This is a genomic window from Klebsiella sp. YJ, assembly GCF_002108615.1.
Taxonomy (GTDB): domain Bacteria; phylum Pseudomonadota; class Gammaproteobacteria; order Enterobacterales; family Enterobacteriaceae; genus Klebsiella; species Klebsiella planticola.
The window spans coordinates 26294-44729 of the sequence record NZ_MTEG01000037.1; the positions used below are offsets into that span (position 1 = coordinate 26294).

Here is an 18436-nt window from a genome sequence, read left to right on the forward strand (position 1 = left end):
AATAATGTCTTCGAATAATTCATCGACCAGCATTATTGATGATTGCGATGACAGCGGTCTTTGGCCCTCCTTCTCGGTTTGTCGTGCACAACAGGTGTTGCCCCGGCAGATGTTTTCGCCAAAGGCCCGTTTCATCAATGGTTCTCTTTAACTTAATTGCTCGTTATTTCTGTGGCCCGCTGATTCCCTGTCTCTTCTGCTCTTCGGGGTTGCTGAAAGCGTATTTATCAGTCCGCAGGAGTCGTCTATATATCAGTACCGCATCGGGTTCACCGCGAATGCGCCGCAATAAATTTCAGTCACGATGAATGGCACCGGTAATCAATGCCCCCGCGGGGGCATGCAAGCAGGATTCATTCGAAGAGATAGGCATTGACCAGGTTTTCGAGTAATTCCTGATGTCCGCTTTGATGCTGAGGATTAAGGTTATGCTGTTCGGCATACCGGGCGGTTTGCGCCAGCGACATTTGCCCCTGCAGAATTTGCTGACCCACTTCACGACTCCAGCCGGCATAGCGTTTTGCAACGCGTTGCTCCAGCTGACCGTCTTCAATCATGCGAGCGGCCTTTTTGAGTGCCAGCGCCATCACATCCATGGCGCCAATGTGACCATGGAACAGGTCATATTTGTCGGTGCTTTGACGACGGACTTTGGCATCAAAGTTCAGGCCACCGGTGGTAAAGCCGCCGGATTTAAGGATCTCGTACATGACCAGCGTGTTTTCTTCTACGCTGTTCGGGAACTGATCCGTATCCCAGCCAAGCTGGGCGTCACCGCGGTTGGCGTCAACGGAGCCGAAAATATCCAGAGCAATGGCGCTGGCGATTTCATGGTGGAAAGAGTGCCCGGCAAGCGTGGCGTGGTTAGCCTCAATGTTCACCTTGATCTCTTTTTCCAGGCCAAATTGCTTGAGGAAGCCATAGACCGTCGCGACATCGTAATCATATTGATGCTTAGTGGGTTCCTGCGGTTTAGGTTCGATAAGCAGGGTGCCACGGAAACCCGTTTTGTGTTTGTGCTCAACCACCATCTGCAGGAAGCGGCCAATTTGCTCACGCTCCTGGCGCAAATCCGTATTCAGCAGAGATTCGTAACCTTCGCGACCGCCCCATAGCACATAGTTTTCGCCGCCCAACTGGTGGGTGGCATTCATGGCGGCAACGACCTGGGCTGCCGCCCAGGCAAAGACGTCCGGATCGGGGTTGGTTGCCGCCCCGGCGGCGTAGCGCGGGTTGGTAAAACAGTTAGCAGTCCCCCACAGCAATTTCACCCCGCTTTCCTGCTGTTTTTGCGCCAGCACTTCGGTCATTCTGGCGAAGTTATTCAGATACTCTTTCAACGATGCGCCTTCTGGCGAGACGTCCACATCGTGGAAGCAGTAATACGGCACATTGAGCTTATGGAAGAATTCAAAAGCGACGTCAGCTTTATATTTTGCCTGGCTAAGCGCATCGCCAGCCTGTTGCCAGGGCCGTTCAAAAGAACCGCTGCCAAACATATCGGCGCCATTCCAGCAGAAGTTGTGCCAGTAGCAGGCGGCAAAGCGCAGGTGTTCTGCCATTCTTTTTCCCAGAACGATTTCATCCGGGTTGTAGTGGCGAAAAGCCAGCGGATTTGTTGTTTTGGGACCGGCAAAATGGACGCGGTCAAGTTGGTCGAAATAAACTGGCATAATGAACTCCGTCATTCAGGAAGCGAAAAATAAATAATTTTGACCTATCCTGTATTTTCCTGGCAGGCGGCTCAATTACGTTATTTCATTCGGCAATTAAGAAAATACGCAAATGTGAACCATCTCGCAAATAATAACGCGACATATTAAATACACTGATAGCCATACCCCCCTTTCCTTCGCGAGGGATTCAGATGGCAATCACTAAAAATAAAAAACCAGGTGTTTTCGGGGACATTTTCCTGCCGCCGATATTGCTTGTCAGCGACTCGTCAGCACGCTGGGTACGCGCTCTGGAGAGAGCCTGAGTTTCGATGATCACAGAAGTAAAAAAACATAATTAATTAATGTAAAATCGTAATGGATTCCCTGAGGCCATCTGTGTCAGAAAGTGTTTCACATTCACAAAAGAGACCGGAGACTTGATTAGAATGAGCAAGAACATAATGCAAAGTCGGCATGATGAATATCACAAATTAACTCGTGGGGAACGCATTGGTTATGGGATGGGTGATTTTGCGCAAAACCTTGTTTTTGGCACGATAGGCGGTTTTCTTGCTCTTCACATGTTGACGGTAAATACCATCAGCACCGCCACGGCGGGGTTTATATTTCTGTTTGTGCGCATCGTTAATGTTTTCTGGGATCCGATGGTCGGCACCTATGTTGACAAAAGAAGTTCAAGCGCTGGGAAATATCGCCCCTGGCTTTTAAGAGCCGGTATTCCCCTCGTGATTCTTTCCGCGTTGCTTTTTGCGCCTATTCCCGGAATAAGAGGTTCGGTTCCTTTTGCGTTTATCATTTATCTGGCACTGGATTTAGTTTATTCATTGGTGAATATTCCTTATGGTTCGCTTAATGCATCATTGACGAGAGACCCTGAATCAATTGATAAACTGACCAGTACCCGCATGATGCTGGCAAACAGCGCCAACCTGCTTGTTTATACCTTGTTCCCGATGTTCGTACAGATGGCCTCACCAAAAGATCGCAGCCTCAAGGATACGGGGTTTTTTGGCCTTCAGCTGAATATGGGTAACTATACCGACCCGTCAGCTAACTATGCGTGGTTTGGCGTTTACTCAATCTATATGTTAATTGGCGCAGCGGCACTTTTCTTCTGCTATAAATTCACCAAAGAACGTGTGGTCGCGACGGCAGAACAGACGGCTAACGTAAAAGCGACAGATTTATTCCTTGAACTTAAAAATAACCGGCCACTGGTCATTCTCGGATTCTTTTTCATGTTAGCCTTTACCTTCATGTTCTTCATGAACACGGTCAATGGCTTTTTCAATCAGTTTGTTGTCGGTCATTCTGAATGGATGGGAGCGATTGGTCTTGTCGCCTCAATTCCCGGTATCATCTTCCCTATCTTCTGGTCCAGACTGAAGAAAATCTTCGGTAAAAAAGGCTTCTTCCATCTTTTCCTTGGCATGTTTATTGTGGGTGAATTACTGACCTACGTGTGGTCACGCGAAGGCATGCACGATGCCCTGTGGCTTGCTTACGTCGCAACCTTCATTAAACAATGGGGCTTAACCTCGGCGACCGGCTTCATGTGGGCGCTTGTTCCGGAAGTGATTGCCTATGGCGAATTAAAATCAGGCAAACGCAATGCCGCCATCATTAACGCGATTATGGGACTGTTCTTCAAGATTGGTTTCACGATTGGCGGCGCGATTCCACTTTGGTTACTGGCCGCCTATGGCTTTAGCGAAACCGGCGCGCAACAAAGTGCCAATGCTATCGACGGAATCATTATGACCGCGGTGTGGATGCCCATCGTGTTAGCCGCTATTTCGATGATTATTATTCAGCTCTATCCTATCTCAGATAAAAATGTCACCGAGATCAACCGTCAGCTGGATGAGATCCGGGTATAGTTAAAAAATTAATAAGAATTCAGAAATATAAATTTGGATATTTTAAAAAGGTAGAATGCTATGTCACTTATTCAAAACCCTGTATTACCCGGATTTAATGCGGACCCCAGTATTATCCGTGTAGGGGACACCTACTATATCGCCAACTCGACATTTGAGTGGTTCCCTGGCGTTCGTTTACATGAGTCAAAGGACCTGCAACACTGGAATCTGCTTCCCAGTCCCTTGTCTACCACCGCCCTTTTAGATATGAAAGGCAACCCTTCATCAGGTGGGATTTGGGCGCCGGCGCTCTCGTATGCCGATGGCAAATTCTGGTTAGTGTATACCGATGTGAAAATCACCGAAGGCGCCTTCAAAGACATGACCAACTATCTGACCACCGCGACCGATATCCGGGGTCCGTGGACAGACCCCATCAAACTGAATGGCGTCGGTTTTGATGCCTCGCTTTTCCATGATGATGACGGGCGTAAATATATCGTGCAGCAAACCTGGGACCATCGAGAGTACCATCACCCCTTCGATGGCATCACGTTAACTGAGCTTGATACGAAGACACTGAAATTAAAACCGGCAACCGCGCGGACCATTTATCGGGGCACCGCCGTTGCACTGGTCGAGGGGCCACACCTCTACAAACTGAACGGCTATTATTATCTTTTCGCCGCGCAGGGGGGGACCGTCTTTACCCACCAGGAGGTTGTTGCACGCTCCAGAACCTTAGAGGCCAACAGCTTTAAAACCGAGCCAGGGGAAGTGTTCTTAACGAACGTCGATACCCCGGACAGCTACATCCAGAAGCAGGGGCATGGCGCTTTGGTCTCCACCCCCAAAGGTGAATGGTATTATGCCTCGCTCTGCGCCCGTCCGTGGAATCGTCCAGGTGAGTCGGCCTATGATCCGCGTGGCTGGTCAACTCTGGGCAGAGAAACCGCGATCCAGAAAGTGTATTGGGATGCCGACGGCTGGCCGCGTATCGAAGGGGGCCACGGCGGGAAAACCTTTGTCGAAGGACCCACCGATGCCATTTACACCGAAAGTACCAAAGACCATAGTCAGTACGATGCGTTTAAAACAGCAACGCTCGATCCTAACTGGAATACGCTGCGCGTTCCGTTCACAGAAAAAATGGGGACCACCGGCGATGGCAAGCTGACGTTAATCGGGCAAGGTTCATTAGCGAATACGCATAACCTGTCGCTGATTGCCCGACGCTGGCAGGCCTTCTATTTTGATGCCCAGGTTAAAGTGAAATTTAATCCGGTCAATTATCAACAGATGGCAGGATTAACGAATTACTACAACGATCGCCACTGGAGCTTTGTGTTCATCACCTGGAATGAGATTAATGGCTCAGTCATTGAGATCGGTGAAAATAACCGCGGGAAATACACATCCTGTTTGAAAGATGATGCCATCAAGATCCCGGAAGGGACTGAGTTCGTCTGGTTCCGCACCAAAGTTCGCAAACAAACGTATAGCTATGAATACAGTTTTGATGGGGTCAACTTCACTGAAATCCCCGTTAAATTAGATGCCGCTATCCTTTCCGATGATTACGTGTTGCAAAGCTATGGTGGGTTCTTTACCGGGGCGTTCGTTGGCCTTGCGGCTGTAGACTACTCAGGTTATGACGCCAGCGCGGAGTTTTATGATTTCCATTATCAGGAGCTGGGCGATGCGTTAATGGCCGATGGTACGTATAGCTGGCAGGCGAGCGAATCACGGTTTAATTAAATCATAATGATGCCTACGTTATCTTAACGATAACGTAGGTTTCTGTTGCTGTTATTTTACTGTCAGGTGATTTATAAGGTTGTTCGCCGCTCTATTCCACGCATCCACACTCTGTCATTCCGTACGCTGAACGGATAAAATGCCGACGGCCCGGTTTCTCTTGTTCAGCACAAGGGGTTCTCTTTTAGACAGCAGACCTGATGATAATCAGGCCATAGTGCGACATCCGTATAGTACAGTATTCCACCTCTTGTCCGGCATCGTTAATGACAGCCATACTTCTCGTTCCACGAATCAGAGTGAAGAATATTACCGTCTTTATAAAGGTGCGTGATTTTCTCATAACTCAGGGAAATATCTTCCATGTGACCAGTCCCCGTCACCGATCTCGTGTCGTGCATAACAGGGCTATAGTGAACCACTCTCACATTTTCTAACGTGATGATGTAGTAGATTTCCTCTTGTCCACTGTAGTTAATTCTGTAGAAATTAAATTCAGCACTTTTCAGCGTCTGGCCTGTAGCAACAGCCTTAAACAGATACGGTGATGAACTGTCAATCTCTTTAGTAAAGTTAAAAGAACAGTGTTGACGGGAACCAGTGACTTTACCAGTGAGGGGATCAGTAGGGATAATTACGCCGTGCTGTAAACTTCGTAGTTCTATGCTGCCATCCCTTCCGTGAACATCACACGACCCCACGATCTGCGATCCGCCATCATCTTTTAAAATTAGGTGAACAGGTACAGCCATTTATTAAGCTCCTCACAATTAGTCGAACAACCATTTCCCGGCCTTAGCCGATTGAATAAACATATCAATCGTGAGATCAGGAACATCTACAGGATCAGGTTTCTTGAATAGATTCCATGAAAACTTAACTTCGGGGTAGTAGGCTTCAAGATGGAAAGTAGACATATCAACGCCAAATTCCGTTTCAAACTCTTCGACTAACTCTTCAACATCATCCTGATCAAGCTGCACATCAAAATGAATGCTTGATTCTGGCGTGTACGTGTCATATTTCTTTTTCCTGAATATGTAACAACCACCACGAATAGTGATCATTTCAATTACTCGTTGTTCAATAGGGTCTACCATAACTTATCGTTGCCTCTCGCTATGGTGTTATATTCTCTGATCGAATTGTAGGTAATTTGTGAAACATCAACCAAAAGAACGACCTCGCCAACTAATGGGATAGTTCGACCTATCCACGCTCCGATACTTCGGACCATTCTACGTTTTACCGTCCACGGCGTATAACCACCGATCCATGTAGGAAGTTTAATACCGAACGGAAAGAACCGTTTCCCGAATGCTTTTCTAATCCCTTTCGAAAGGCGTGAAGTCCCTTGAATCGCTGTACCGGGTTTAGTGCGCGTTGTCTGATCGTTTATACCTGCATACAGTGCACAGGCTGCGGCAATGTCTTTAATACCGAATTGATCAGCCGTGTTGAAAATAAACACCATAAAAAACAGTTCAGCGGCGGTAAGATTCAATTTTCCCGCATAGAAGTATGTTCCATTTAGTTCTTCGACTGTATCCATCAGCACTCCGTCAAATCTTTAATGATTTGTTGGTTTATCATACGCCTTGCACAATCGTCCAGTGAAATAAAAATAAAGGCAGCACTATGAAAATATTTCCCCGTTCTAATATAAACCTGGTTTATGAATTTAGTTTGGCCCAATCAATACCCTCTTCCCTGGATTGTTTTTCTTAAAACGATGGTACTGCAATATCAACTCCGCCAAATCGTCATCTACCGCGTAGAAGTAGGCTTCCGGTACATCAAGTACCGCTGCCAGTTTGCAGGCTAATATAAAATCGGGGGCATGGACGCTCTTTCGTATGAGCTAATGCGAGAGCTTGCGGATTCCTCGTAGCCCGCATGAATTCAAGCCTAAAAAAGCGATTCAGACCTTATGATTTATATTTTGACATAATGATATTTAATATATTGACCGGATCAATAGATAGCAAGGCAGCAATATGCGCGAATTCCACGACATCTAATCTCCTTTCACCACTCTCCATTTTGGCAACAAATGACTGTGGGCGCCCCAGCGCTTGGGCCAGCTTTACCTGAGTTAACCCCTTCTCCTTTCTTGCCGCGCGTAATATTTTTATAACCAATTGATATTCATCAGAATAAATAGAAGACATGTCATTTTTCTCGATCTATATCCCAAAATCGAATATCGATCGCTTCCATAAATATCCCAAAACGGGATAATCAATTATTCAAGAGCAGTCAGAACGCATCACGATAGCTCAGCGCCCATGGCCGAAGAGAAATAACCGCTAGCTAATTTACTCAGGGAGAACCTTGGGATTCTGGCCGCTTCGTGACTCAGGGGCATAGCCAGGACCACCGCCTTCAGTTTCCAGAAGGCGACAAATATAAGCCCGCTAAAAACAATGAATTTCGTTTGTAACCTTAACCAACACAGGGAACTTTACTTATGAAAATCACCACCGCTGTCGCACTGCCAACCCGCCCTACGCAAGGAGGTCGCCATGTTTCTGGTTACCCTTGCTGAAAGCTTTATCAATATTTTCCAGCTCGCCGGGAAGGTCTTTCTCGACATGATGAGCGGGATCATTCCGATGCTGATTTGCCTGCTGCTCGCCATCAACTTTCTGATGAAGCTGGTCGGCCAGCAGCGCATGGAACGGGTAGCGACGCTGTTTGGTCGCTCGCGGATCCTGACCTATGGCCTGCTGCCGATCCTCGGCTGGTTCTTTATGAGCAGCCCCGGCGCGCTGACGCTCGGCAAGCTGCTGCCGGAAAAGAGCAAACCCGGGTATGAAGACGCGCTGGGCACCACCGCCCACCCGCTGACCAGCCTGTTCCCCCACGTGGTGCCCTCGGAGCTGTTCATCTGGTTGGGCGTCGCCGCCGGGATCAAAACCCTCGGTCTGCCGGTGACCGAACTGGCGTTGCGCTATATCGCCGCCGCCATCATCATTGGCCTGCTGCGCGGCATGATCACCGAATATCTGTTCCTGCGCCTGCGCCATAAGGCGACGGGAGGTGCGGCATGATCTATCAGGCCCATATCGAACGCGTCGGCCCCCATGTGGCGGACGGCCTGGCGGATAACCTGCTGATTACCTTTCGCGCCGACGGCCCGGCGGACTGCCTGGATTACGCCCTGGCCCTGCGGCCCGTTTTTCAGCACGAATATGCCCGGCTACGGGCGGGCGATCGGTTCACGCTCGGGGGCGAGGACTACCACATCACCGCCGTTGGCAGCCACGCCCTGCAGGCGCTGCTGGAGCTCGGGCACCTGACGCTGGTGTTCGATAGCGCCAGCGCGCCTCGTCATCAGGGCACGGTACATCTTGCCGGCAAGGTCCCTGCGCTTACGGTGTTGCAAGGCGATGTGATCGTTAAGGAGAGTGCGCAATGAACCTGATCAACGTAGCTCCCGGCACCGAAGGGTTCGGAACCGGGCTGAGGCTGCCGATCGGCAGTGGCCTGAAGGTGGTGTCGCTAACCGGGCGGGAGATCCATCCCGTCGCCCGTCGGCTGGGCGAACTCACGCAATCGGCGGTGATCAACGGCTTTCAGGCCGTTCCGCCGGATGAAGAGACGCTGTGCGTGGTGATCAACTGCGGCGGTTCGCTACGCTGCGGGCTGTATCCGAAAAAAGGCATCAAGACGATTAACGTGATGCCCACCGGCCAGGCCGGGCCGCTGGCGCAGTTTATTAACGCCAGCAACTACGTTTCGGACGTACATGAAGGGCAGATCACCCGCGTGGCGGCGGACGCGATGCCGGATGAGCCGCAGGCGATTGTGGTGGAGCCTGCCCCGCCGGTCGCGCAGATGCCGCCGCCCGCCACCTTCGGCAATCAGCTGATTCTGGCGGTGGAAAGGCTGGGCAATAAGACCGGCCACGTCATCGCCCTGCTGTTTGCCGCCAGCCGCGAGGCGGTGGATGTGTCGGTACGAACGGTGATCCCGTTTATGGCCTTTGTCTCCGTGCTGATCGCCATCGTCCAGGCCACGTCGTTGGGCAACGTGATCGCTCATGCCCTGACGCCGATGGCGAACTCGCTGTGGGGACTGCTGCTGCTGTCGGTGATCTGCGGCATCCCCTTTCTGTCGCCGATTCTCGGGCCCGGCGCGGCGATTACCCAGGTGGTGGGGGTGATGATTGGCACCCAAATTGGGCTGGGGAATATCTCGCCGGCTTTCGCCCTGCCCGCTCTGTTCGCCATTAACGTGCAGGTGGGCTGCGACTTCGTGCCCGTCGGCCTCTCGATGCAGGAGGCCAAACCGGAGACCATCGCCAGCGGCGTACCGGCCTTCCTGCTTTCCCGCCAGTTGACCGGCCCGCTGGCGGTGATGATTGGCTGGGCCTTCTCTCTGGGACTGTTTTAACCGACATATAAGGAACGTCATGATGAACAAGTTAAAAGTGGCCGTTGTCGGCGCGGGGATCTATGGCAAGCACCATATCAACGCCTATCTGCATAACCCGGACGTGGAGCTGGTCGCGGTCTGCGACAACAACACGGAGCGTTGCCATGCCGCAGCGGATGAACTGGGCATCGCCGGGTACGCCAGCCTGCCCGCCCTGCTGGATGAACAGCAGGTGGATGTCATTTCCGTGGCGACGTCCGATCCTTTCCATAAGGAACCGGCTCTGCAGGCCATTGCCCACGGTAAGCATGTGTTGATTGAAAAACCGCTGGCGACCTCGGTGGCCGACTGCGAGGCGATTATTGCCGCCGCCAGGGAGCATGGGGTAATCGTCGGCGTCGATTTTCACAAGCGCTGGGACCCGGCGGCGATCCGCGTGCGCATGGAGGTGCAGAAGGCGGAAAGCGGCAGGATCCTGCGCGGCTATATCAATATGGATGATGTGATCGCCGTTCCCAGCGAATGGCTGGCCTGGTCGGCGCACAGTTCGCCGGTGTGGTTCCTCGGCTCGCACTGCTTCGACATGGTGCGCTATATCAGCGGGCAGGAGGTGAAATCGGTTTACGCGGTCGGGCAGAAACGCCTGCTGGCGAGCAAAGGGCTGGACACATGGGACAGCGTGCAGAGCACCCTACTGATGGAGGACGGCAGTTCGTGGGTGATTGAGAACAGCTGGGTCCTGCCCGCCGCGTTCCCGAAAGACAACGACGGGCGCATGGCGGTGCTGTGCGATAACGCCTGGATCCGCTCGGATTCACAAAACCGCGGGCTGGAGATCTTCGGCCAGCAAACGGTTAAGACTCCGAACAGCTACTTCATTACCTACCGCGACGGCGTCGCCAGCGGGTTTGGTATTGACCCGATTAATGACTTTATTAAAGCGGTGAAGACCGATACCCCCTATGCCGCCAGCGCAGACGACGGGCTACAGGCCAGCCGGATTTGCGAGACGGCGCATAAAAGCCTGCTGAGCGGCCAGGCGGAGCTGCTGGTCTAAGGGCTCCGGGAACAGGGATGTTCCCCTCCCCTTGTCACTTTATACATCCGGTTACCGGCGTTAGCCGATGGCCGGATGTCCTGCGGTGCGAATGAGCGTCAGTATTAAAGCTGGTGAGTTTATTCGCCGGATGCAATAACCGTGTTTCTGATAGTTGGTAATACTATTCAGTGTTAAGTCATTTAATGGCTTATAAGAAAATAAACTCATTCATCTATTCTATTTATACGCCATAAACATCAAGATTAAATATCCCTCTTCAGTTCTTAATATAAATCAGAAGGTGCCGATTATGTTTTATTATCAGCTGGACTTTGTTTTTGTTACTGGTTAGATTTACAGGTGTTATTTAACGCGATGTGAACGTGTTAGCGCACGTCCACATCGCTCATCACAATCACTATTTACAGGGAATAGCAATTATGACTGAAGTCGATTGTATTGCAGATTCATGCGTTGCAGAAGTGTCACCGAAAAATAAGCGTCAGTTAACCGTGAGCTATGTGAGCCGTTTTCCGGATTATAGTCGTATTCCGGCGTTAACGATGAAGGGTCAGTGGCTGGAAGCCGCAGGGTTTGCGACGGGTACAAAGGTGGAAGCCCGGGTGATGGCGGGGTGTATCGTGCTGACGGCAGTGGAGCCGGAACCGGAGCTGGAAGAAGCGATGCGTCGGGTTGAGAAGCTGTCGGCAAGGAAGCAGAAACAGGTAAGAGAGTTTATTGGGGTGATTGCGGGGAAACGTGTACGAAGCTAATAAATACCGCTCCTGATGCGTCAGGAGCGGTTCACCTATATTGGAGTTTCTTGTTATTATTCTCAATTTTATTGACCAGAAATGAGTTGAAGGTACAATGTCAAAACTGACGGATAGAAAATTGGCAAGCACAAACCCGAAGGTAACAATGTTACAACTAAACATAATGGTATAATTTCCATGGTAGCGACAATGACAGCGCTGACTTATGACTCTAATGAACTGGACAAAATTGATAAATTGATAAATTGATAATTAATTTCAATATGAAATGTATTTCAAATCAATCCGAAAATCTGTCTCTTAAAGAGTATCATGTCCATAATAGCAATATCCCTGTATAAAATCCGCACAACCCTACATCTATTAAATTGACCGGATATCCAATCCATCATTAAAACACATATAAAAATTATAACATAATTTTTTAGAGACAAGTATTTAGGCTGCACTAAAATACTTGCCTTAATCCTAAATACAACATTGCAATTAGTAACTTCAGAAACTCATCGCTTTATTATTTTATTAATAGCGTTAGCAATTTCCGGTAGACTTGCTCCATTATCCCAAGAGATATAGCGGTAAGCCTTCATCATTCCTAACATATTTTTAGGTGACACTCCTGCATCCAACATAAGCACTTTTTTATTTGACTTCATCAGATCCGTGAAAAAGGTGGAGAATTCGGCTAAGGGCCAACCACTGTCACTATTAAAAAAATTATCAGTCAAGACAAATAAGCCAACAGCTGACTCTTCAATCCCTTCATTAACCTTGATAAAAATATTATCTCCATAATCAATTTCATAACTATCTAGCCATGTTGCTATATCATTAGCCTGTAAATAAGCATTTAATGGATTGACAATATTAAGCTTATCTTTTGAGGAATGACTAATAAACACCTTGGATTGCTTTTCATTAATATTTTTATATTGTGGATGTTGTTTTTCAAATAACTCTCGCTCAGGCCAAAGAAATAAATAGCCACCTCCTTCGGGTGTTATAGCAAAATCAACCATGTCAGCATCAATAAAAGTTTGAACATTATACTGAGGGATATCTTTTGTGAAAATATTATATCTTTTCAGTTTTCCTGGATAATTATCTTTCAACCATAACTCAAAGACAATAGGATCTTTTTGTAAATTAACTGCAATATGAAATGCTAAACAGTATGGATTGTTATTTACAACAACACCTACCATTGTCGCATAATCTTTATCAAAATTATTTAAAATATCCTTCAGAAATTTTTTTTCGCGCGTACGAGATGCATAGTCACACTCAAACATATATAGATAGTTCTGCTCCATTATTTATCCCTCTTAGCATTTTAAGCAACAAATAAAAATCCAATATACAACCAATATAAATTAAATCAAGTATTTCTAGTTGACTAAAGAGGTGGAATCGCGGAGCTGAAATAGCGAAAAGGAGGCCTATTGCGGTGCCAGACAATCTAACACCAATTAAAATACTGATTTATGATAAAACGCACATCCATAACTCATAGAAATATTATATAATTTATATAAAAATAAACGCGAATGTGAATAAAAGATGAAGAATAAAAGCATCGGATTCATTGTTATTGTATTATTTGACTGGTTTTTTGCTAAGGATAATAAAGCACCAACTCCCCTGCAGCTAAACCTGCACAAGAATCAGGCATGTCTGAACAAGCGAAGATTGGCTATGCTAATGCTAATGCTCTAAAAGTACGTTCTACACCTAACGGTTCACCTCTGGAATCGTTACAAAGAGGGGCTCAGGTCAAAATATATGAGCAACAAAATAACTGGAGTAGAATAAGTATCGCCAATGAAAAAGAGCGTTGGGTATCATCATCTTATTTATGTGAATCAGCCAATTGTTATGTCAAAAAAGTCACGCCACCTTTCCCCGCAAAATTACGAACGGAACATCCCCCCCCTCTCTGCAGCACTCGGCCCCACAAAACTATGGTTCATCATGCCCCTGCTCTTCAGGCACGGTATGCATAGGGCCTCGAGGAGGACTTTACTGCATTACTTCTAGCGGAAATAAACGTTATGGCGTTTAGATAAAAGGCGCTTCTCGCTGGCCTATCAACTTGATCGGGTTGTGTTTTGCGAGCATCATCGCAATTATTTAGCAGATGACATAACGCAATGCCTTCCAGTAAAACTCTACAGCAAGCAATTGCCGACATCACTATCTGGCGTAAAGGGGAACAACGCGCGCCTCATAAGCCGCTGTTGCTACTCCACGTACTGTCCCAGTATCAGCGCGGACATTCACGGATGTTCGATTACGCCTCAGAAGTTCGCGATCAGTTACATAACTTACTAGAACGCTTTGGCCCACAGCGAGCTCAATACCGACCTGATATGCCTTTCTGGCGGCTGAAGGGCGACGGCTTCTGGGAACTACAAAACGCTGAGCACTGCTCGACCACGGGCAGCAAACAGCCTCCGACTAAAGAGCTAGAGTCCTGCCATGTAGCAGGCGGTTTTGATGAAGAGTATTACTCGCTACTCTCTGCAAACAAAAAACTGATCAACACTCTGGCACATCAGATATTAGCAGCCCACTTCCCTGAAAGTATTCAGGAAGAGATCGCCGATGAAATGGGCTTTGATTTTCAGCAAATTCGCAAAGAACGAGATCCGCTTTTCCGCCAACAAGTGCTGCGCGCCTATAACTACGAGTGTGCTATCTGCGGTTTTAATATGCGCCACGATAACACCTCTGTCGCACTGGAAGCGGCGCATATCAAATGGAAGCAGCACGGAGGGCCATGTGAAATACCCAATGGCCTGGCCCTCTGCGCCATTCACCATAAAGCGTTTGATAAAGGATCTGTTGGTCTGGATGAGAACATGCGGATACAGGTTTCGCCTGCGGTGAACGGCGGCGGTATAGTCGGAAAGCTGTTCTGGGATTTTGATGGGAAACTGATTGGGCTACCGCAGGGGAAAGAGAACTACCCGAAAGACGGATTTGTGGAATGGCATAGGAAGGAGGTATTTAGGGGGTAGGGGTAAGAATAAAAGTGAAGAAAGCCTTGTAGGTGAAGGCGTTAACACCAGAATAACTACGCTTAAAATCTGGAGTTGAAGGCCGGACTCGCCAAACAGAATTAATTAACTGAATTTAATGAAAATATAAATAGTAAAAACACCTTCATATACTCACTTATATATTCAATCATATACTCAATCATTTTAGTTTATGAATTTCAAGAATCAAAGAGTTACTTGATCCTGACCCAAGATCCTGCTCCATTCAGAAACAGAATTCTGGCATGATGACGACTCCCCTGAGCGGAGGTTGTGCCGATGAAAAAGTCACGATTCACCGAAGAGCAGATTGTCTTTGCCCTGAAACAGGCCGAACTGGGTACGAGCGTGCCCGAAGTCTGCCGTAAGCTGGGCATCTCCGATGCCACGTTTTACACCTGGCGAAAAAAATACGGCGGGATTTCCCCTTCTGAGCTGAAGCACATGCGGCAACTTGAGGAAGAGAATCTCAGGCTGAAAAAGCTGGTTGCCGATCTCAGCCTCGACAAAGCCATGCTGCAGGATGTGCTGGCAAAAAAGAACTGACGCTGGCACGTCTGCGCGAATGGGTCCGGGATCTGCAGGCACGCTACGGGGCCAGCGAGAGGCAGGTCTGTTTTGCGCTACGGATCAGCCGCAGCTCTTTTCGCTACCGTTCTGTGGTGGCAGACGACAGCGCGCTACGCCTTCGTATCAGGGAGATCACCGAAACCCGGATCCACTATGGCTACCGCAGGGTGCACGTCATGCTCAGGCGGGATAATCATAAACGCATTTACCGACTCTACCGCGAGCAGGGTCTGTCCCTGCGTCTCAAACGCCCACGCAGAAATAAATCGGCGACAGCCCCAGCCTCAGGGGCTGTATCCGAATCATGTCTGGGGCATGGATTTTGTTTCTGACGCCTTATTTGACGGGCGTCGGTTACGTCTGCTGACGGTCATTGATCTCTACACGTGCGAATGTCTGGGGATCTGCGTGGGCCAGAATCTGCGCTCAACGGAGGTCGCAGAGATGCTGAACACCATTGCGCTCAGACGCCCTTTACCACAGTTGCTAAAAACCGATAACGGCTCTGAATTTGCAGGAAAAATGCTGGACAAGTGGGTATATGAGCGAGGGATGCGTATAGACTTCTCACGACCGGGAACACCAACGGATAATGCCACAGTAGAGTCGTTCAACGGCAGGCTGCGGCAGGAGTGCCTGAACGAAAACTGGTTCATGTCGCTGGAGGATGCACGGTGCAAAATCGAAGCCTGGCGCATACACTATAACCAGAGACGTCCTCATTCTGCGCTGGGCTGGATGACCCCGTCCGAATTTGCTGAAAAGTCTGCCGGTTGCCAGAACATGCAACCAACATGAAGCCGGTTATTCCTGATTATGACTGGAGCATATTCGGGGTCAGGGTCATTATGAAGACATTACTAACATCGGGGTGTATTAATCAACGGGGTGCAGGTCACCCAACTAGTAAAGATATCACCCGATGGACCGGTATGGCGGCGATACCAGGTACAAAAGCAATGTTTGATGATGATCAGAAAATCGTCAATTTTTGTACAAATGGATCTTTTTTCATAATACATTTTAACGGCATATCTCTAACTATAATCTCGAGGTCATTATGTCCGGTTCAGGTGGTGGAAGCTTTGGTGGTCAGTTTGGTCAAGACACTTTTGAACTTACATGTGAAAAATTAACGATAACTACTCAGCTTAGCTCGCCAAATCCAGCTGTTGTGCCATTACTAAAAGCTGGAGACATACTGGTCATCCAGCAACGCAACCAAAACGGATTATCTTTAACTGAAGCCATATATGGCGCTAACCAAGTTGCAGGTGGTATTGCCTCCCCTCAAATTCAGCGCATGCGTGAATGCATTGAGCTTGGTACAACATATGTTGCCCGGGTAATCTCAATCAATGGTGGGCAGGTTATGGTTAAGGTTTATGCACAATGAATACAAATACACCAGATAGTGGAGTTCTGACATTAGTTGGAGGCTCTTACCATGAAGTCTGTTTGCACCCTGGCTACCACGATATATTCGGATCTGCCGGTCGAGCCGCATCAGCGCTTGCCCATCTCAAAGTACCAGTAAATTTTCACACTTACGCGGATAACAGCGTTGCTCAAGTACTTCGTGAGAGAGCTTATTTTGAGGGCTTTAATGTCGACATCCAACCTCTAGCTCGTTCTATTTTGTTTCACTACGAGCATGGCCTGTCAGAACCTAAAATTTATAATGTTCCTCCCGTATCGATGCCAGACATTAGATTGCAAGCGACTAACGTTCTACGTTATGGGATGCTGGAAGGGACTGCTGTAGTTGATGCTGAATACGCCGTTTATGACCCTCAAAATGTGTCGAAACCTGAATTGTTCAAGCAAAACGGCTCAACAGCAAAGAATCTGGCACTTATTCTCAATCGCTATGAAGCCACAACGTTGAGCGGTCAACCTAAATTATCTGTTGAAGAGCAAGCTATCCATTTGTTTGAACAAGGCCATGCGCAAGTAATTATAATTAAGCAAGGGCCTGCTGGAGCATTGGTATGTGATAATGGAAAAATATCCACGATTCCAGCTTATGAGACCAGTAATGTATTCAAAATAGGTTCAGGAGATGCGTTCGTTGCTTATTTTGCATACCAGTGGATGATTAATAAAAAATCTGCTCATGATGCAGCTAATGCAGCTTCTCATGCAACAGCGTATTATTGTGAGAACAGTTTATTTCCATCAACTCAAGGGCTCGCTGATTTTAATCCCAAGGCAATTTTACCCACTCCTGAATTTCTACGTGGTGAAACATATTCGGTCTATCTCGCAGGCCCTTTCTTTACTTTGGCACAGATGTGGTTGATTGAACAAGCTCGCCGCAATTTGAGCGATCTAGGGTTTAAAGTCTTTTCTCCTTATCATGACGTCGGGCATGGTAAAGCAGAAGATGTTGTGGAAAGAGATCTTGAGGGAATAAAAAATGCTGATATCATTTTTGCTATTGGTGACGGTTTAGATGCTGGAACAATCTATGAGGTCGGGTACGCTCGAGCATGTAATATACCCGTTGTCTTCTATGCGGAAAATGAAGCTGATGAAGACAAAAAAATGATGTCTGGCTCAGGATGCATCTTGTGCAAGGATTATGTTACTGCAATCTATAAAACACTTTGGGCAGTGGTGCAGAAATGAAGACAGCTCTATTGCTCTCTGGCGGCATGGACTCTATCGCAATTGCATGGTGGAAACGACCAGATATAGCCATTACTTTAGATTATGGTCAACGTGCTGCGGAGGCTGAAATAAAGGCAGCTAGTGCGACCTGTAGCGCCCTGAAAATTGATCATCATGTCATTAAAGTAGATTGTAGCTCTTTAGGGTCTGGGGATATGGCGGGTGCAGAGGCCGATTCTAACGCACCGTCCAGTGATTGGTGGCCTTATCGTAATCAAATGCTGATTTCACTTGCTGCAATGAAAGCTATTACGCTTGGTGTCACGCACCTCTGGATAGGGACAGTGAAGTCTGATAGCTCTCATTTAGATGGTACTCTAGCTTTTGTGTATAAAATCAGTGAGTTGATGTCTTTCCAGGAAGGCAACATGATCGTTGAAGCCCCAGCAATAGAACTTTCCACAACTGAGTTGGTTAGAATTTCTGGTGTCACTCCGGGTGGTCTTGCGTGGGCGCATAGTTGTCACAAAGCTAATATCCCATGCGGTAATTGCCGTGGGTGCAATAAGTATTTTCAGGTTCTGGATGAAGTGGGATATGAACTGGACAGACTTAGGGAAGGTGCGAATAAGCAGGTCATTTCTTCCCAAGCTGACTCGCTGATTAAAATTTCGCGGATCTGGGCCGATTTTTTTCCCGCAAACACATCGAATCAGCC

Annotated in this window: 18 protein-coding genes and 2 pseudogenes; 13 read left to right on the top strand and 7 right to left on the bottom strand. The window is 48.0% G+C overall.

Annotation, left to right across the window (positions count from 1 at the left end):
- Window positions 1-353 precede the first annotated feature (353 nt).
- The gene (gene xylA / locus BV390_RS26990) at window positions 354-1673 is read right to left on the bottom strand and encodes a xylose isomerase (protein WP_064384661.1); all 1320 of its coding nucleotides are present in this window, start codon (window positions 1671-1673) and stop codon (window positions 354-356) included.
- 446 nt (window positions 1674-2119) lie between these two features.
- Between xylA and BV390_RS26995 the strand changes: the two genes are divergently transcribed.
- Both BV390_RS26995 and BV390_RS27000 read left to right on the top strand, forming a co-directional pair.
- Window positions 2120-3559 carry an MFS transporter gene (locus tag BV390_RS26995; RefSeq protein WP_160873654.1) on the top strand — a complete coding sequence of 480 codons (1440 nt, stop codon included), beginning with the start codon at window positions 2120-2122 and terminating at the stop codon, window positions 3557-3559.
- Between the two features lie 60 nt (window positions 3560-3619).
- Window positions 3620-5299 carry a glycoside hydrolase family 43 protein gene (locus BV390_RS27000; protein ID WP_085397546.1) on the top strand — a complete coding sequence of 560 codons (1680 nt, stop codon included), beginning with the start codon at window positions 3620-3622 and terminating at the stop codon, window positions 5297-5299.
- A 263-nt stretch (window positions 5300-5562) separates the two neighbouring features.
- Here the strand turns inward: BV390_RS27000 and BV390_RS27005 are convergent, their stop codons facing one another.
- From BV390_RS27005 to BV390_RS27025, 5 genes and pseudogenes are all read right to left on the bottom strand, one after another.
- Window positions 5563-6051: an Hcp family type VI secretion system effector gene (locus BV390_RS27005; RefSeq protein ID WP_046853171.1), complete on the bottom strand. Its 489-nt coding sequence runs from the start codon at window positions 6049-6051 to the stop codon at window positions 5563-5565.
- Between the two features lie 18 nt (window positions 6052-6069).
- Entirely contained in the window at window positions 6070-6399 is a 330-nt protein-coding gene (locus BV390_RS27010; RefSeq protein ID WP_049265522.1) for a DUF1493 family protein, read from the bottom strand.
- Window positions 6393-6851, bottom strand: a complete 459-nt coding sequence (locus BV390_RS27015) for an STM2901 family protein (protein WP_085397547.1) — start codon at window positions 6849-6851, stop codon at window positions 6393-6395. Before BV390_RS27015 ends, BV390_RS27010 begins: the two co-directional genes overlap by 7 nt.
- Window positions 6852-6980: 129 nt before the next feature.
- Window positions 6981-7186, bottom strand: a pseudogene (locus BV390_RS31690) (transcriptional regulator); the annotation flags it as partial.
- Between the two features lie 41 nt (window positions 7187-7227).
- Window positions 7228-7470, bottom strand: coding sequence for a helix-turn-helix domain-containing protein (locus tag BV390_RS27025; protein ID WP_046853174.1), 243 nt, complete (start codon window positions 7468-7470; stop codon window positions 7228-7230).
- A gap of 354 nt (window positions 7471-7824) precedes the next feature.
- On the opposite strand from BV390_RS27025, the gene srlA reads away from it, so the two are divergent.
- The 5 genes from srlA (at window position 7825) to symE (ending at window position 11491) form a co-directional block, all read left to right on the top strand.
- Window positions 7825-8352, top strand: a complete 528-nt coding sequence (gene srlA / locus BV390_RS27030) for a PTS glucitol/sorbitol transporter subunit IIC (protein WP_046853175.1) — start codon at window positions 7825-7827, stop codon at window positions 8350-8352.
- Complete coding sequence (locus BV390_RS27035) at window positions 8349-8720, top strand: PTS glucitol/sorbitol transporter subunit IIA (protein ID WP_046853176.1); 372 nt, start codon at window positions 8349-8351, stop codon at window positions 8718-8720. The genes srlA and BV390_RS27035 overlap by 4 nt, the downstream gene beginning before the upstream one ends.
- On the top strand, window positions 8717-9697 hold the full coding sequence (srlE, locus tag BV390_RS27040; RefSeq protein ID WP_046853177.1) for a PTS glucitol/sorbitol transporter subunit IIB: 981 nt from the start codon (window positions 8717-8719) through the stop codon (window positions 9695-9697). The genes BV390_RS27035 and srlE overlap by 4 nt, the downstream gene beginning before the upstream one ends.
- 22 nt (window positions 9698-9719) lie before the next feature.
- Window positions 9720-10736, top strand: a complete 1017-nt coding sequence (locus tag BV390_RS27045; RefSeq protein WP_073554232.1) for a Gfo/Idh/MocA family protein — start codon at window positions 9720-9722, stop codon at window positions 10734-10736.
- Between the two features lie 422 nt (window positions 10737-11158).
- The gene (symE, locus tag BV390_RS27050) at window positions 11159-11491 is read left to right on the top strand and encodes an endoribonuclease SymE (protein WP_085397548.1); all 333 of its coding nucleotides are present in this window, start codon (window positions 11159-11161) and stop codon (window positions 11489-11491) included.
- A gap of 506 nt (window positions 11492-11997) precedes the next feature.
- On the opposite strand, the gene BV390_RS27055 is transcribed toward symE, so the two are convergent.
- Complete coding sequence (locus tag BV390_RS27055; protein ID WP_085397549.1) at window positions 11998-12807, bottom strand: toll/interleukin-1 receptor domain-containing protein; 810 nt, start codon at window positions 12805-12807, stop codon at window positions 11998-12000.
- 357 nt (window positions 12808-13164) lie between these two features.
- On the opposite strand from BV390_RS27055, the gene BV390_RS27060 reads away from it, so the two are divergent.
- From BV390_RS27060 to BV390_RS27090, 6 genes and pseudogenes are all read left to right on the top strand, one after another.
- Window positions 13165-13497, top strand: coding sequence for an SH3 domain-containing protein (locus BV390_RS27060; RefSeq protein ID WP_085397550.1), 333 nt, complete (start codon window positions 13165-13167; stop codon window positions 13495-13497).
- A 147-nt stretch (window positions 13498-13644) separates the two neighbouring features.
- Window positions 13645-14514: a phosphorothioated DNA-binding restriction endonuclease gene (locus tag BV390_RS27070; RefSeq protein WP_085397551.1), complete on the top strand. Its 870-nt coding sequence runs from the start codon at window positions 13645-13647 to the stop codon at window positions 14512-14514.
- Window positions 14515-14814: 300 nt separating this feature from the next.
- Window positions 14815-15903, top strand: a pseudogene (locus BV390_RS27075) (IS3 family transposase).
- Window positions 15904-16165: 262 nt separating this feature from the next.
- Window positions 16166-16501, top strand: a complete 336-nt coding sequence (locus BV390_RS27080) for a hypothetical protein (RefSeq protein ID WP_071844415.1) — start codon at window positions 16166-16168, stop codon at window positions 16499-16501.
- The gene (locus BV390_RS27085) at window positions 16498-17736 is read left to right on the top strand and encodes a PfkB family carbohydrate kinase (RefSeq protein ID WP_085397552.1); all 1239 of its coding nucleotides are present in this window, start codon (window positions 16498-16500) and stop codon (window positions 17734-17736) included. Before BV390_RS27080 ends, BV390_RS27085 begins: the two co-directional genes overlap by 4 nt.
- Window positions 17733-18436: 7-cyano-7-deazaguanine synthase (locus BV390_RS27090; protein ID WP_227517256.1), on the top strand; the 704-nt coding region annotated here is incomplete at its 3' end. The genes BV390_RS27085 and BV390_RS27090, both read left to right, overlap by 4 nt.

Bases quoted from the DNA above. Each gene is read 5' to 3' on its own strand.
- xylA (WP_064384661.1), bottom strand. From the start codon at position 1,673: ATGCCAGTTTATTTCGACCAACTTGACCGCGTCCATTTTGCCGGTCCC.
- BV390_RS26995 (WP_160873654.1), top strand. From the start codon at position 2,120: ATGCAAAGTCGGCATGATGAATATCACAAATTAACTCGTGGGGAACGC.
- BV390_RS27000 (WP_085397546.1), top strand. From the start codon at position 3,620: ATGTCACTTATTCAAAACCCTGTATTACCCGGATTTAATGCGGACCCC.
- BV390_RS27005 (WP_046853171.1), bottom strand. From the start codon at position 6,051: ATGGCTGTACCTGTTCACCTAATTTTAAAAGATGATGGCGGATCGCAG.
- BV390_RS27010 (WP_049265522.1), bottom strand. From the start codon at position 6,399: ATGGTAGACCCTATTGAACAACGAGTAATTGAAATGATCACTATTCGT.
- BV390_RS27015 (WP_085397547.1), bottom strand. From the start codon at position 6,851: ATGGATACAGTCGAAGAACTAAATGGAACATACTTCTATGCGGGAAAA.
- BV390_RS27025 (WP_046853174.1), bottom strand. From the start codon at position 7,470: ATGTCTTCTATTTATTCTGATGAATATCAATTGGTTATAAAAATATTA.
- srlA (WP_046853175.1), top strand. From the start codon at position 7,825: ATGTTTCTGGTTACCCTTGCTGAAAGCTTTATCAATATTTTCCAGCTC.
- BV390_RS27035 (WP_046853176.1), top strand. From the start codon at position 8,349: ATGATCTATCAGGCCCATATCGAACGCGTCGGCCCCCATGTGGCGGAC.
- srlE (WP_046853177.1), top strand. From the start codon at position 8,717: ATGAACCTGATCAACGTAGCTCCCGGCACCGAAGGGTTCGGAACCGGG.
- BV390_RS27045 (WP_073554232.1), top strand. From the start codon at position 9,720: ATGAACAAGTTAAAAGTGGCCGTTGTCGGCGCGGGGATCTATGGCAAG.
- symE (WP_085397548.1), top strand. From the start codon at position 11,159: ATGACTGAAGTCGATTGTATTGCAGATTCATGCGTTGCAGAAGTGTCA.
- BV390_RS27055 (WP_085397549.1), bottom strand. From the start codon at position 12,807: ATGGAGCAGAACTATCTATATATGTTTGAGTGTGACTATGCATCTCGT.
- BV390_RS27060 (WP_085397550.1), top strand. From the start codon at position 13,165: ATGTCTGAACAAGCGAAGATTGGCTATGCTAATGCTAATGCTCTAAAA.
- BV390_RS27070 (WP_085397551.1), top strand. From the start codon at position 13,645: ATGCCTTCCAGTAAAACTCTACAGCAAGCAATTGCCGACATCACTATC.
- BV390_RS27080 (WP_071844415.1), top strand. From the start codon at position 16,166: ATGTCCGGTTCAGGTGGTGGAAGCTTTGGTGGTCAGTTTGGTCAAGAC.
- BV390_RS27085 (WP_085397552.1), top strand. From the start codon at position 16,498: ATGAATACAAATACACCAGATAGTGGAGTTCTGACATTAGTTGGAGGC.